Genomic DNA, 13,708 nt, shown 5'->3' with positions numbered 1-13,708 from the left:
ACCACGGAGGCGAAGCGCTCCGAGAAATCGGCGCTGTCCGCGCTCACGCAGCGATCGAGGGCGCGCTCCTCGCCGTCGTCGAGCTCGCCGTCGCTGTCGCGTGTCGCGCCAGGGTCACCAGATCGTCCACCGACCACTGGTCGTCGACGTGCTCGCCATACTTCACGGCCAGCACCCCCCCGTCGCTCGCGATCAGCAGATCGGCCGGCAGCCCGAGCCGGCCGCCGTGCGGATCGCGCGAGGGGAGTCGCTGCCGCCGCGCGATGACCGCCGGCAGGCTGAGCGCGATCGCCCTGACGATCGGCCACCACGCCCGCGGGTCGAGCAGCGCGCGGGGCGCGGACTCGACACCGAACTCGCTGTAAAGCTGCCTGTCCGGGTCCGCGACGACGGCGAACGGCAGGCCGGCCACGTGCTGGCGGAGCTCGTCGGCGGGCGAATGGAACAGCACCACCTCGCGAACGCCAGCGGCGCTGATCTCGTCGTGTCGGTGGACGAAGGAGCGCAGGTGCACGTTGCAGACCGGGCAGCCGGCGAAGCGCCGGAACTGCAGATGCGTCAGGAACGCCGGGTCCGGGACGCGCAGCGGAACGCCGGTGACGCTCACGAGCTCGCGTCCGGTCACGACGGCCCCGGGCCTCACCTGTCTGGACATCAGCTCTCCTCCTTTTTTAGGCGTACGTCGTACACTTACCAAAGTATGAGCGTGCGATGTACGCTGTCAAGGCCATGCCGCGCCCGCGCTCGCTTTCCCATCCAGGCATCGCTGCCGCAGCGCTCGCCGTCATCGACCGTGAGGGGCTCGCGGCGCTCTCGATGCGCGCGGTCGCCGGCGAGCTGGGGATGAGCACGATGGCGCTCTACCGGTACGTGAACGACCGCGAGCAGCTCGAGCGGCTGGTGGTCGACCTGGTGCTCGGCGCGGTCGACCTGGAGGTGCCGTCGCGCGGCGCATGGAGCGAGCGGGTGACGATCCTCGTCGGACGGGTGCGTGACGCCATCCGCGCGCACCCGTCCGTGGTGCCGCTGACGCTGGCCCATCGGCACAGCTCCGAGGGGGTACGCCGGTTCGGAGAGGCGCTGCTCGCGGTGCTCACCGAGGCCGGGTTCGCCGGAGCGCGGCGGGTCATCGCGTTTCGCTGCCTGAACAGCTATGTGATCGGCGCGCTGCAGGCCGAACACCTCGGACCGCTGTCAGGTCCCGGGACCACGCAGCTCGCCGCGCTGTCCGAGGCGGCGTACCCGTTTCTCTCTTCGACGGCTCGTGACGCGCGGCGCGTGCCGCCGGACCAGGAGTTCTTCGGCGGGCTGGCGATCGTGCTGCGCGGCCTCCATGCGGACGAGCAACGCTCCGGTCGTTGATGACCGGCAAGCATCGTTGGCCCGATCCAGGTCGCGACCCTACCTCCGGTGTCGCTCCATCCACCCCACCCCGTAGTCGACCAGCGCCCGCTGCGGCATCAGCAGGGCCGTGGCGGCCCCGGCGCGGCCGCGGCGCTCCAGGCCGGTATCGCGCGCGAAATCTGCGCCGATCCTCTCGAAATCTCCGCTGTCGGTCGCGATGTCGTCGAACGCGACCCACTGGCGCGACCCATCGACCAGGATGGGCGCGTGGCGCACCTCGCGCCGCTTGCCCTGGTAGTCGGCCCGGTGCTCGGCCAGGTGGAGCGACGTGTTGTTGCCGTGGCCGACGCCGAGCAACAACACCCATCCATCGAGCTCGTGGATGCGCGCGAGCGGCGAGCCTTCGCCGAGGTCGTACGCGAGGCTGTGGTCCGCCGTCACCGCCTCGGCGTGCCGGCCCCAGGCGGCGAAGGACGTGAGCGGGTGCGCGCTGCGGCGCACGCCGCGCTGCTTGCGGAACGTCTCGGGGATGGCGCCCATCTGCCGCGTCGGCGTCAGATCCGGGTCGTAGGCCGGCATGGTCTGGCGGATCGGCTCCCACCACGCCTCGGGCACCGGCGGATCCTGCCAGAGCGCCGGATCGGACAGGCCCGTCGACTGCGTCGGCATCACCAGCGTGCCGTCGGGGGTCAGCACCTCCTCGAGCGCCAGGATCACCGCGACGGGCCCGCCGCAGACCCAGCCGAGCTTGCTCAGCGACGAGTGGACCAGCAACGTCATGCCAGGCCGCACGCCCAGCGCCTCGAGCTCCTCGACCAGCGACGGGAGGGTGACGAGGGTGCCCGGGCGCCTCTGGATGACCTGATCTTCGCTCATGGGTCGATGTCGCTTCCACCGCCGCCCGGCCCACGTTGCCAGCGCCGTGAGGCGGGAGGGGACGGCGTCCGTGTCCGCCGCGACGGTGCTATCACGTGCGCGCCGCGCAGATCCAGCCGCCGTGCGGCCGCCGCCCCCCGCGGCCGACGCGTCGTCATCGCGCCCGTCAGGCGGCCGCCACGGGGAGCCGGTCCTCCGGCTCAGGGGCGGCAGCCGAGGCGATCGTCCGGCGCAGCAAGGGGCCGATCGTCAGGCCCTGCACCACGATGGAGGTGACCACCACGACATAGGTGATCGACAGCACGATCTCGCGCTCGTGGACGTGCGAGCCGTCCGCGAGCTTCGCCGGGATGGAGAGCGCGAGGGCCACCGAGACGCCGCCGCGCAGACCGCCCCAGGTCAGGATGCGGATCGCGCCCGGGGTGAAGGGTCGACGCCTCCTCATGAGGCTCACCGGGAGCGCGACCGCGATGAACCGCGCCAGCAGCACGACCGGAAACGCGAGCAGCCCCGCGAGCACGGACTGACCGTTGAAGGCGATGATCAAGAGCTCGAGGCCGATCAGGACGAACAGCACCGCGTTCAGGATCTCGTCCATCAACTCCCAGAAGTCGTCCAGGTGTTCGCGGGTCTTCTCGCTCATCGCGCCGGCGCGCGCTTCGTTCCCGATGAAGAGCCCGGCCACCACCATGGCGATCGGACCGGAGACGTGGAGCGCGTACGCCAGGGCGTACCCGCCCGCCGCGGTCGCCAGCGAGATCAGGACCTCGACCTTGTAGTCGTCGACCTGTCGCAGCATGGCGAGCGCCGCGAAGCCGAGCGCGAGACCGTAGAGCACGCCGCCGATCGCCTCCTGGGCGAACAGGAGCGAGAGCCTCTGCAGGTCGAAGCCCGACGTCCCCGACGCGATCTCCAGGAGCCCGATGAACGCCACCACGGCCACGCCGTCGTTGAAGAGCGACTCCCCGGCGATCTTCATCTCGAGCTCCTTGGGCGCCCCCACGTGCTTGAGGACGCCGAGCACCGCGATGGGATCGGTGGGGGAGATCAGCGCGCCGAAGAGCAGGCAGTAGAGCGGCTGGATCTCCACGCCCATCAGCGTCATGAGGCCGTAGGTCATGCCGCCCACCAGCGCCGTGGACATGAGCACACCCCCGGTCGCCAGGACGCCGATGACGAGCCGCTGCTTCTTCAGATCCGCGAGGTTGACGTGCAATGCCGCGGCGAAGAGCAGGAAGCCGAGCATGCCTTGCATCAACGTCTTGTTGAAGTCGATGCCCGAGAGGTGCTCCCGCGCCGACGCCTCCACGGCCGGGAACATCACGCCGATGGCCACCATGGCGATGGACGTGGTCATCGCGATCAGCATCAAGCCGATCGTGGTCGGCAACCTGAGGAACCGATGGTTGAGATAGCTGAAGATCGCAGCGAGCGAGAGCAGGGCCGCTGAGACTTGGAAGAGATCCATGCTCCCACACCCATGGAGCGGCGCGCATCGGCTCGAGCGCGATGCGGCGTCGTCCTGATCGAAGGTTGGACGTCAAAGTTTATCGTAAGAAGATTCAACCCGTGTCAAAATGTCAAGCGCCAACTGCCTGCGCCGCGACCTGACCCGGGGTGCGGTGGCGGCGGCGCGGTCCAGCCCAGGTGGGTCGGGGTCGCTTCCTCCGCCGCCCCGCCCACGTTGCCCGCTCCCAAAAAAACTCCCCGGGCGTGTCGATCGCGCGCCCACTCGTTCGTCGTGACGGTGGAGCCAGGGCCCAGCCGGCCGGGACCACCGCCCGGCGCCCCTCACGACACCAGAAGGAGACACGACGATGCGTTTCATCATCACCGCAGCACCCGGGACCGACCAGGCGAAGACAGAGGCGGGGGGGGCCCCGGACGAGGAGCTCTTCGCGGCCTACATGAAATTCAACGAGGAGATGGCGAAGGCCGGCGTGCTGATCGCGTCCGAGGGGCTCAACCCGGCCGGGGCCCGCGCGCGCGTCGGGATCTCCGGGGGAAAGCGCGCCGTGCTCGACGGGCCCTTCGTCGAGACGAAGGAGCTGGTCGGCGGCTTCTACCTGATCGAGGTGAGCTCGAAGGAGGAGGCGATCGCGTGGGCGCTGCGCTGCCCCGTCGGGTTCGGCGCCGCCGAGGTGCTCACGATCCAGCAGATGACGGATCTCTCGGACATCCCGCCGCGCTTCAGGGACATCCTCCTGGACGTGGCGCCGACGTGGGGCGCGTCGTTCTCGAAGGGGCGGTAGTCGACCAGGGCGGTCGTCGACCAGCGGCTGACGCGGAGCGTCGCGCTCAGTTGCGCGCGCGGACGAACGGCGTCGCGTCGTAGAGCACGATCGGCGCGTCGGGCGTGGTCCCCTTGCGCAAGGTGAGGCGGTTCGTGGCGACCAGCGGCGTCGAGGGGATGAGCGTCATCCATCCGAGCGAGCGGAGATTGGCCCCATCGGTGTGCGGTCGCGCGTGCCAGTCCAGATCGCTCGCGGCGTCCCACGAGCCCTTCGCGGGGATCGTCCGCGTGAGCTCGCCGAGAGGGTTCCCGTCGGTCGTCCAGACTTGCACCCTCATCGTCACGGACTGCTCGCCCGGGTTGTTGACGACGGGCGCGCTCCACTGCGTCAGCCCCTCGCCGCCGGGCCAGTTCTTGATGTAAGGCGAGCTGACCAGGGTGTCGGAGGAGGGAGCGACGAGCGGCTCGTCGTTGAACAGGACGACCGGCGAGCTCAGGGTGGCTCCGTCGCGCAGGATCACCCGGTTGATACCGAAGACAGGCAGGTCGGCGCTGAGCTCGACCCAGCCCTCGGAGCGCCCGCCGCTGCCGGTGGCCGGGACGCTCGTCCAGTCCGGGTCGCCGTGGGCGTCCCAGGCGCCGAACGACGGGATGACCTTCGTGAAGCTCCTGAGCGCCCCGCCTCCGTCGTTGCGGTGCACCGTGACCGTGATGGTCACCTGCTCCGGATGGGGGTTGTTGACGACCAGGCTCGACCACTGGGTCATCGTGCCCGTCACGGGGACGTTCCGCAGGAAGGAGCTCGCGGCGAGCTCCTTCGCCGCCGACGTCGCCGCCGCGAAGCCCACGTCGTCGAGGAGCGCGACGGGCGCGTCGTACGTCGAGCCGTCGCGGTGAACGATGCGGTTCGTCGCGACGACAGGCTCGTCCGACCTGATCTCGACCCACCCGAGCGCGCCGGTCCTCGTGGGGGGGTTGGGCACAGCCAGCCAGTCGCTGTCGCCATACGAGTTCCACACCCCCCTGGCGGGGAGGGCGCGGTCGAACTCGTGGAGGCTGCCGTCGACTCCATGGATCCGCACTGTGATGGATACCTGCTTCGTCGCCGGGTTGTTCACCACGACGTTCGACCACTGGGTCCGGCCGCCGGCTTCGGGCCAGCCCTTCAGGTAGTAGCTCGAGAAGAGCCGCCTGGAGGGCGACGTCAGGAAAGGCTCGTCCTCGACGAGCCGGGCGGGCGCGTTCCACGTGCTCCCGGCGCGGAGCGAGGTGCGGTGGGTCGCCACGACGGGCTTGTCGGACGCCAGCGCGATCCACCCTGCCGCGCGATCGCTCAGGAGATCGCCGTCGTCGATCGCGTCCCAGCGCGGATCGCCGTACGAGCTGTAGGCTTCAGATGGCTCGAGCGTGATCTGCACGGCGCCGAGCGGCGCCCCCCCGCCGGTCGGGAAGACGGTCAGCTTCACGGTGGCCGCCGTGGAGTTCGGGTTGACCACCGTGACGTTCGACCACTGCGTGAGGCCCCCCGGCGCGGGCCAGTTCCTGACGAACACCGAGGAGTACTGGCGCTCGCACAGCGAGCCTGGATCGCAAGACCAGCTCCGGATCAGGTGGGGACGAGAGGGATCCAGCGCCGTGTCCTCGGCCGAGCACGTCGTCGGCGGGCCCCCGTGATTGTCGGGATGGCCGGCGACGCGCCAGTGATCCCGGCAAATCGCGCCGTCGGGGCTCCAGACGGCCTCCAGGGGGAGCTCGGGGACGTGGTCCCCCTGCTCACGGATCTGGATCCCCCTATTGTCCTCGACGTCGATCAGGGTCCCTTCCGCCGTGGCGGATCGGTCTTTGCCGGAGAAGTCGGCCCGCACCATGCGGGTGCACGTCTGCCGGAGGCGCTGCGCGTCGTTATTGTTCGGTACGTCGTTGTAACCCATCCTGTCGCACTTGATGATGGCCGACGTCGCGCAGGCGAACGTGAAGTAACCCGTCGAGGCGGTCCGGGTCCCGCGCTCGTCCCAGACCTCGGCGAAAGGAGTCGCCCAGCTCGCCTCGGGCATCTCCAGCGTCGCGCGACACGCCGGTCTCCACGAGGCTTCGCCCAGCTCCGCCCTGTCCGGGTCCTGGATCTCGACGTCGTAGCCATTGCCGGTCGCGCTCACGCCGCGGATGCGCGCGGGGAACGTCTGCCAATCGCCGTCGACGCAGAGAAGCTCGACCTTCAGCTCAGCGCCGGCCCAGTCCGCGTCGACGAGACGAGCGCCGTTGTCGAAGCTGCCTGTCAGCTTGCCTTGCTCGACGCGGGCGCCGACGCGTCTGCCGTCCTTCGTGAGCTCCGCCAGGCGGAAGCGCCTGGGCACCTCGAACGGATCGAGCTCGTCATACGACGCGCCGGGATCCCAGCGCCCGTGCAGCTCGATCCCGTTACGGGACCGGTGGAGGGGTGACTGGATGAGCGGGTCGGCGGTGGGCGAGTCGGGTGAAGGATCGCCCGGCTTCGAGGGCGGCCGCGTGCACCTCGCGAGCGATGTTCCGAGCAGCGTATCGCGGGGTATCGCGATCGGCGGAGACACCACGATCGCCTCGGTCGGCGCGCTCTTCGCGCCGAGCTCGCTCTCGCCCGCGAGCGTCTCCTCCACGTCCACGTCCACCGCGGTGCACGCGGCGCCCGAGGCGATGACGGCGCAAAAGCTCAGTCCGACAGCGGTGCGGGGGGCGCCGCCGCGCCGCCGGGTCGAACCGCCAAGCCAAGGAGTCCCACGCCTCTCGGAACCGTGCATATCGAGGTCTCTTCACCTTTCCGTGCTCTGCGCGCGCACGAGCGTGCGACCGCGCGAGCGACTCGCCTGCGCGCGCGATGCCACGCCTGCGCGCGCCCGTGCCCGCAAGTCCTCGCAAGCGACGTACCACCTGGTCATCCCGCACGGCGTGTGCTGCTGCACAGATCCAGCGCCCGCCGGTCGCGCTCGCCCTGCGCCGGCGGCGTGCATGCGCGGCGGAAAATTCTCTCCGCGCTGTTCGCTGTCGCGATTCCGAGCGCGGCTCACTCGCGGTGGGGCCGGGGCGTCGCGCAGATCCGCGCCCCGACGAGCGCGTCGCGCAGGGTCGGCTCCGAGGGCTCGCGGTTGCTGCTCACGCTGGTGAGCGCGTTCTCGTACCAGCTCCCGCCGCGCAGCACGGGCTCGGCGGGGCCGTCGGCCGAGACGGTCCACTCGAAGACGTTGCCGGCCAGGTCGTGGACCCCGAACGGGCTCGCGGAGGCGGGGTGCGCGCCGACCTCGTCCGGGCCGAAGCCGAGCGGGTCGCGGCCGTACGTGGCGTCGTGGTTGGCGTCGTCGGGCTCGAGCCGGTCGCCGCCCGGGAAGACGCGATCGTCGGCGCCCCGCGCGGCGCGCTCCCACTCCGGCTCGGTGCAGAGCCGCGCGCCGGGCACGCGCCCGGTCCGGTCGAGCCAGGCCGCGTAGGCGGTCGCGTCGTCGAACGAGATCGCCGAGACAGGGAAGCGGCGCCAGTCCTGCGCCGCGCGCCGGGCGCGCCCGGGGTAGCGGAGCAGCTCGCCCTCGCGCGCGCGGTACGCCTCGACCGTGGGCTTCAGCAGGAGCTCGAACGCGCCGCCCGAGGGCTGCGCGAGCTCCAGCACGTGCCAGTCCTTGTGGGCCGCCGGCGTCCGGCGCGCGCGCTCGTCCGGGGGCAGGGCGCGCAGGTACTCCGTCCAGTCGGCGAACGTGACCTCGTGCCGCGCGATGAGGTAGGCGCCCGTCTCGGCGGCGTGGAGCGGCTGCGCCTTGAGCATCCCCCGGAGCTGGCCCTCCTCGCCCATGCCGTACAGGAAGCGCCCCGGCGGCACGTACACGAACCCCTCGGGCACGTCGCCCGCCGGCGGGAGCGCGAGGTCGAGGCGCACGCGCTCGCCCCGCGCGATCACCACCGGGAGCCGCACCTCCGCGCGCCCCTCGGCCGCCAGCGTGAGCAGGTGCGAGCCCTGCTCGACGTCGCGCTCGTCGAGCGGCGTCCGGCCGAGCGCGCGCGGCGCCGAGAGGACGCGGCGGCCGCCCTCGGGCACGAACCGCTGGAGCGACACCTCGGCGCCCGGCGGGGAGGTGACCACGGCGACGCGGCCCGGCGCGTCCCAGAGGCGGCGGCGCTCGCCGCCGTCGTCGTGCGCGGCGAGCCGCGCGATCAGCTCGTCGCGCTGGACGAACCGCCGCTCGCGCTCGGCCAGCGCGGCGCGCTCGACCAGCGCGTCGCCGAGCAGGGCGCGCGCTTCCGCCCTGTCGCCGCCGAGGCGCAGCGCGGCCTCGAGCTCCTGGGACGCGCGCGCGTAGGCGCGATCCGCGCCGGCCGAGATCGAGAGCGCGCGCTGCCACGCGGCCTCGCCGGCGTCGGCGTCGCCGGCCCCGAAGCGGCCGGAGGCGCCCTGCTTCAGCGCCTCGGCCTCCGCGCCGGCCGCCCGCGCCTCCGCGAGCGCGGCCTGCGCGGAGGCCGCGTGCGCGGCGACGCTCCGGTCGACCGCGCGCGCGGCGGCAGCGCGCGTCAGCGCGACGCCGAGGCCGGCGACCAGCGGGATCGCCAGCGCCGCCGCCCACCGGCCGATCCGCCGCCGGAGCGCGGCGCGGCGCGACGCCGAGAGGAAGGCGGCGTCCCGGGGGCCGAGCGCCGCCGGGTCGACGGCGCGCGCCTCGACGAGCTGCCGCTCGGTCCAGAGCGCCTCGGGGGCGCGGCCGAGGCGGTCCCACTCGGCGGCCGCGCGCTCCAGCCGGTGCGCCACGGCGCGGCGCTCGGCGTCGCCGCTGAGCCAGCCGCGCAGCGTGTCCCAGCCGTGGAGGAGCGCCTCGTGCGCGAGCTCGTAGGCGCTCTCCTCGCCCGCCTCCGCCTCGAGGGCGACGAGCAGCCGGCCGCGCACGAGGGCGTCGAGCGCGGCGCGGCGCGCGGCGCGCGCGCCTGGCGGACCGACGCCGCCCCGCGCATCCGAGAGCGGCCCGCCGGCGAGGAGCTCGCCGTCGGTCCGGCGCGCGCGCGTGCCGTCGGGGCTCACGAGCGCGGCGAGCAGCCGCCGCGCCTCGTCGCGCTGCGCGGGCGAGAGGGCGGCGAGCACGGCGTCGGCGTGGCGCGCGAGCGCGCCGGAGACGCCGCCGATCGCGTCGAGCGCCGAGGCGGGGATCTCGCGGCGCGCCTCGTCGCGGGCGTCCCAGAGCTCGGCGAGCGTGAACTGCAGCAGCGCGAGGCCGCCCTGGGGCCGCGCCGCCTCGTGGACCAGCGCCTCGACGGTCGCCTCGGAGGCGAACCGGAAGCCCTTGGCGGCGGCGGGGCCGGTGACGACGTCGCGCAGCCGCTCCGGGGAGAGCGGGCGCAGGAGGTAGAGGGCGAGCGGGACCTCGTCGCCGAGGCCGGGCAGCGCGCCGAGCCGGGCGAGGAAGTCGCTGCGCGCGGTCGCGAGCAGGCGCACGCCGCCGCCCGGGCCGATGAGGGCCGCGAGGGCGTCGGCCGCGAGGGCGGCCTCGGCGGGGTCGGCGAGGGTGCAGAGCTCCTCGAGCTGGTCGACGAAGAGGAGCACGCGCCGGCCGTGCCTCGAGAGCTCGCGCCCGAGGGCGGCCGGCTCGACGCGGAGCCGCTCGACAAGGGCGGGCTCGCCACCGTCAGCGAGGCCGGCGAGGTCGCCCGGGAGGCCCGAGAGGGCGGCGAGCGCCGACGCGAGGGCGGCGAGGGGGCGCCGCCCGAGCCGGGCCGAGACGACGGTCCACGCGCCGCCGTCCGGGCGCTCGGCGGTCCACGCGCCGCCGTCCGGGCGCTCGACGGTCCACGCGCCGCCCGGGCGCAGGGCGATCGACCCGACGCCGCTCGGGCGCCCGGGGGCGCCCGCGCCGGCGCCCGCGTCGAGCGCGCCCTCGGCCACGGCGGGGAGCACGCCGGCGCGGCAGAGCGAGGACTTGCCGGCCCCGGAGTCGCCCGCCACGAGCACGAACGGCTGCGCCCGGAGCCGGTCGAGGACGGCGCGGGCGTCGGCGTCGCGGCCGAAGAAGAGCCCGCGGTGCTCCGCGTCGAACGGCAGGAGCCCGCGGTACGGGTTGCCCTCGGGGACCGCGGCGTCGGCGCGGCGGGCGAGGAGCCGCTCGAGCGCCTCGCGGAGCTCGTCGCCGGACGCGAAGCGCCGCGCGGGGTCGCGGTCCACGCAGCGGTCGATCGCCGCCGCGAAGCGCGGATCGATGCCGGGCGCGAGGGCCGCGACGGGCGCCGGATCGGTCTCCTGGACGACGCGCGGGAGCTCGGCGAACGGCACCCCGTGGTGCGGCGCTCGCCCGGCGCAGAGCTCGTAGAGGAGCACGCCGAGCGCGTAGACGTCCGCGCGCGGGCTCGACGGCTCGCCGCGCCAGACCTCGGGCGCCATGTAGAGCGGCGTCCCGACGACGCTCTCGGGCTGGCGAGGCGCGCCGTCCGGGCGAGGGGCGCCGCGGGCGAGGGTGGCGTCGCCGGTGGGGAGCACGTCGGCCGTGCGGGGGGCGCCGGCGGGCGGCGCGCCGCCGGTGCGGGTGGCGTCGCCGCTGGAGCGCGCGCCGCCGTCGCGCGGCGCCGCCGGCGGCGCGAGCGTCGCGCTGGCAGGGCCCGACGCGAACGACGCCGTCGCGCCGCCGTCCTCTGGAGGGGCGCCCCTGGCCGGCGGCGTCGGGGGCTCGCCCGGCTTCACGGACATCGTCGTGGCCTCGTCGGGCGCGCCCGCCGCGCCGCCCTCCGCGGTGGCGGGCGGTCGGTGCGCCGCGCCGCTCTCCGGCCGGTGGCCCGCGCCGCCCTCCGGCCCGGGCAGGAGCTTCGCCAGGCCGAAATCGAGCAGCTTGACCTCGCCCTCGTGGGAGAGGACCGCGTTCGCGGGCTTGATGTCGCGGTGGAGCACGCCGCGCCGGTGCGCCGCCGCGAGCCCGCGCGCGAGGCCGACGCCGATGGAGAGCGCCTCGGCCCAGGGGAGGGGCCGGTCGAGCCGGTCGAGGCCCGTGCCGCGCACGTACTCGGAGACAAGGAACGGCCGCCGCCGCACCTCGCCGAAGCGGTGGACCGCGACCACGTTGGGGTGCGAGAGCCGCGCCACCGCCCGCGCCTCGGCGAAGAAGCGCTGGCGCGCCGCCTCCGACGGCGACTCCGCGGCGATGAACTTCACCGCGACCAGCCGGTCGAGCAGCCGGTCCTCGGCCAGGTACACCTGCCCCATGGCGCCCCGCCCGAGGGGGCGCAGGACGCGGTACTCCTCGAACTCGTCCGGGGGGCTCCACGCCGGATCCGCGCGCTCCGCCGCGATGCTCACGGCCGGCGCTTCGTCTCCCGCTGCGACAGGCCGTACTGCTTGATCTTCAGCACGAACGTGCGGACCGGCATGCCGATGAGCTCCGCGGCGCGCGTCTGCACGCCGCCCGTCACCGCCAGCGCCTCCTCCATCCGACGGCGCTCGAGCTGCCGCACCTCCTCCGCGATCGGCGTGAAGCGGCGCGGCGCGCCCGGCGCCGCCGCGAGGGCCTCAGGAGCCGCCGAGAGGGCCTCAGGAGCCGCCGCGAGGGCCCCAGGTGCCGCCGCCGGCTCCTCGGCTGCGCGGCCGGCCACGCGCGGCGGGAGATCCCACACCTCGACCGCGTCGCCCTGGAGCGTCGCGGCGGCGAACTCCATCGCGTGCTTCAGCTCGCGCACGTTGCCGGGCCACGGGTGCGCCGCGAGCGCCCGCAGGGCGGCGTCGGACAGCTCGACCTCGGGCAAGCCGAGCCGCGCGCGCGCCCGGGAGAGGAACGCGCTCGCCAGGATCGGGATCTCGCGCGGCCGCTGGCGCAGCGGCGGCAGGTCGACCGCGGCGGCGCCGAGCCGGAACAGCAGGTCCTGCCGGAAGCGCCCGGCCTTGCACTCGGCCTCGAGATCCCGGTTCGTGGCGGCCACGATGCGCACGTCGACCTCGCGGTCGCGCACGTCGCCGAGGCGCTGGATCCGCTTCACCTCGAGCGCGCGCAGCAGCTTCGCCTGGGCGCCGAGCGGCAGCTCGCCCACCTCGTCGAGGAAGATCGTGCCGCCGCTGGCGCGCTCGAGCAGCCCGGGCTTCGCGGCCACGGCGCCGGAGAAGGCGCCCCGCTCGTGGCCGAACAGCTCGCTCTCGACGAGCGTCTCGGGCAGCGTCGCGCAGTTGAGCGCCACGAACGGCCCGTCCGCGCGCCGCGACCAGCGGTGCACGGCCGCCGCCGCGTTCTCCTTGCCGGCGCCTGTCTCGCCGAGCACGAGCACCGGCAGGTCGCTCTGCGAGAGCCGCCGGATGAGGTCGAAGAGCCGGATCATGGCCGGGTCGGCGAGGAGCACCGCCTCGTCGCCGAGGACGTGGCGCACGGTGGCCTCGGCGGCCGCGGCGACGCCGCCCGGGGCCGCGACCTCGGCGGCGGCGCGCGCCGCGCAGAGGAGCGTGTCGGCGTCGCAGCCGTCCGCCGGCAGGCACGCGAAGCCGCCGCGCGCGGCGGGCGCGACCGGGGCGAGCGCCTCCACGAGCTCCGCCGCGGCCGACCGCGCGGCCTCGCCGGCGAGCTCGGGGAAGACGACGACGAGCTGCGCGTCCCCGCCCCAGGCGACGACGTCCATGCGCCGCACCGCGGCCGCCGCGCTCTGGCCCGCGGCGCGGAGCGTCGCTCCGTCGCCGAGCAGGAGCGCGAGCACCGCGAGGGGGCGGCCGTAATCGGCGGCGCGCTCGACCTCCTCCTCGAGCCGCTGGCGGAGCTGCCCCGCGTCGACGGCGCTCCGGCTGCGCGCCGGCGGCTCGCACCGGAGGATGAGCGCGACGTCGCCGAGGGCGATCACGTCGCCGGGGCGGAGCGTCCGCGCCCCCGTGATCCGCTCGCCGTTGACGCAGACGCCGTTGTGGCTGTCGAGATCGGCCACGCTGACCTCGCCGTCGGCGACGACGAACCGCGCGTGGCGCCGCGAGATGGCGCTGCTGTCGATGCGGAGATCGGCCTCCGCCGCGCGCCCCACGAGCAGCGCCCCGCCGGACGGCAGCCAGACGCGCGACGACGAGCCCCCCTGGATCACGAGCAGGTGGGGTCGCACGCCGGTCGGCGCGGCGGACGTGCTGGCGAGCGTCTGCGTCTCGAGGTTCGGATCCGGCCGCGGACACATTGGCCCGGAGTATCGCTCAGGGGGGCGACCCTCACAACCGGCGGCCAGCCCGCGGCCAGCCCGGCCAGCCCGGCCAGCGCGCCGGCGACGCTCGGCAACGTTTGCCGACTCAGCAAGCGTTGCGCGCGGCGGGCT

8 protein-coding genes are annotated in these 13,708 nt (G+C 74.4%); 2 read left to right on the top strand and 6 right to left on the bottom strand.

The window, feature by feature from the left end; all coding sequences use genetic code 11:
- Positions 1-43 precede the first annotated feature (43 nt).
- Entirely contained in the window at positions 44-655 is a 612-nt protein-coding gene (locus WME76_RS22165) for a peroxiredoxin-like family protein (protein ID WP_437954282.1), read from the bottom strand.
- A gap of 74 nt (positions 656-729) precedes the next feature.
- Between WME76_RS22165 and WME76_RS22160 the strand changes: the two genes are divergently transcribed.
- Positions 730-1,362: a TetR/AcrR family transcriptional regulator gene (locus WME76_RS22160; RefSeq protein ID WP_437954281.1), complete on the top strand. Its 633-nt coding sequence runs from the start codon at positions 730-732 to the stop codon at positions 1,360-1,362.
- Positions 1,363-1,401: 39 nt separating this feature from the next.
- Here WME76_RS22160 and WME76_RS22155 read toward each other — a convergent pair whose 3' ends face one another.
- Both WME76_RS22155 and WME76_RS22150 read right to left on the bottom strand, forming a co-directional pair.
- Entirely contained in the window at positions 1,402-2,220 is an 819-nt protein-coding gene (locus tag WME76_RS22155; protein WP_437954280.1) for an aminoglycoside N(3)-acetyltransferase, read from the bottom strand.
- Between the two features lie 166 nt (positions 2,221-2,386).
- Entirely contained in the window at positions 2,387-3,688 is a 1,302-nt protein-coding gene (locus WME76_RS22150; RefSeq protein WP_437954279.1) for a cation:proton antiporter, read from the bottom strand.
- 349 nt (positions 3,689-4,037) lie between these two features.
- On the opposite strand from WME76_RS22150, the gene WME76_RS22145 reads away from it, so the two are divergent.
- Positions 4,038-4,472, top strand: coding sequence for a YciI family protein (locus WME76_RS22145; protein WP_437954278.1), 435 nt, complete (start codon positions 4,038-4,040; stop codon positions 4,470-4,472).
- A 46-nt stretch (positions 4,473-4,518) separates the two neighbouring features.
- Here WME76_RS22145 and WME76_RS22140 read toward each other — a convergent pair whose 3' ends face one another.
- The 3 genes from WME76_RS22140 to WME76_RS22130 form a co-directional block, all read right to left on the bottom strand.
- A complete protein-coding gene (locus tag WME76_RS22140) occupies positions 4,519-7,086 on the bottom strand; it encodes an ADYC domain-containing protein (RefSeq protein ID WP_437954277.1) in 2,568 nt (855 codons plus the stop codon).
- A gap of 404 nt (positions 7,087-7,490) precedes the next feature.
- Complete coding sequence (locus tag WME76_RS22135; protein ID WP_437962064.1) at positions 7,491-11,738, bottom strand: nSTAND1 domain-containing NTPase; 4,248 nt, start codon at positions 11,736-11,738, stop codon at positions 7,491-7,493.
- Positions 11,735-13,573, bottom strand: a complete 1,839-nt coding sequence (locus WME76_RS22130; RefSeq protein ID WP_437962063.1) for a sigma 54-interacting transcriptional regulator — start codon at positions 13,571-13,573, stop codon at positions 11,735-11,737. The genes WME76_RS22135 and WME76_RS22130 overlap by 4 nt, the downstream gene beginning before the upstream one ends.
- Positions 13,574-13,708 lie beyond the last annotated feature (135 nt).

Origin of the sequence: Sorangium sp. So ce119 (assembly GCF_051524405.1) — a bacterium.
Lineage (GTDB): Bacteria > Myxococcota_A > Polyangia > Polyangiales > Polyangiaceae > Sorangium > Sorangium cellulosum_G.
Note: the sequence above shows the minus strand (reverse complement) of the source record. Positions and strands in the feature narration are given on the sequence as shown.

Excerpts from the sequence above, each read along its gene's own strand:
- WME76_RS22165 (WP_437954282.1), bottom strand. The coding sequence starts at position 655 with ATGTCCAGACAGGTGAGGCCCGGGGCCGTCGTGACCGGACGCGAGCTC.
- WME76_RS22160 (WP_437954281.1), top strand. The coding sequence starts at position 730 with ATGCCGCGCCCGCGCTCGCTTTCCCATCCAGGCATCGCTGCCGCAGCG.
- WME76_RS22155 (WP_437954280.1), bottom strand. The coding sequence starts at position 2,220 with ATGAGCGAAGATCAGGTCATCCAGAGGCGCCCGGGCACCCTCGTCACC.
- WME76_RS22150 (WP_437954279.1), bottom strand. The coding sequence starts at position 3,688 with ATGGATCTCTTCCAAGTCTCAGCGGCCCTGCTCTCGCTCGCTGCGATC.
- WME76_RS22145 (WP_437954278.1), top strand. The coding sequence starts at position 4,038 with ATGCGTTTCATCATCACCGCAGCACCCGGGACCGACCAGGCGAAGACA.
- WME76_RS22130 (WP_437962063.1), bottom strand. The coding sequence starts at position 13,573 with ATGTGTCCGCGGCCGGATCCGAACCTCGAGACGCAGACGCTCGCCAGC.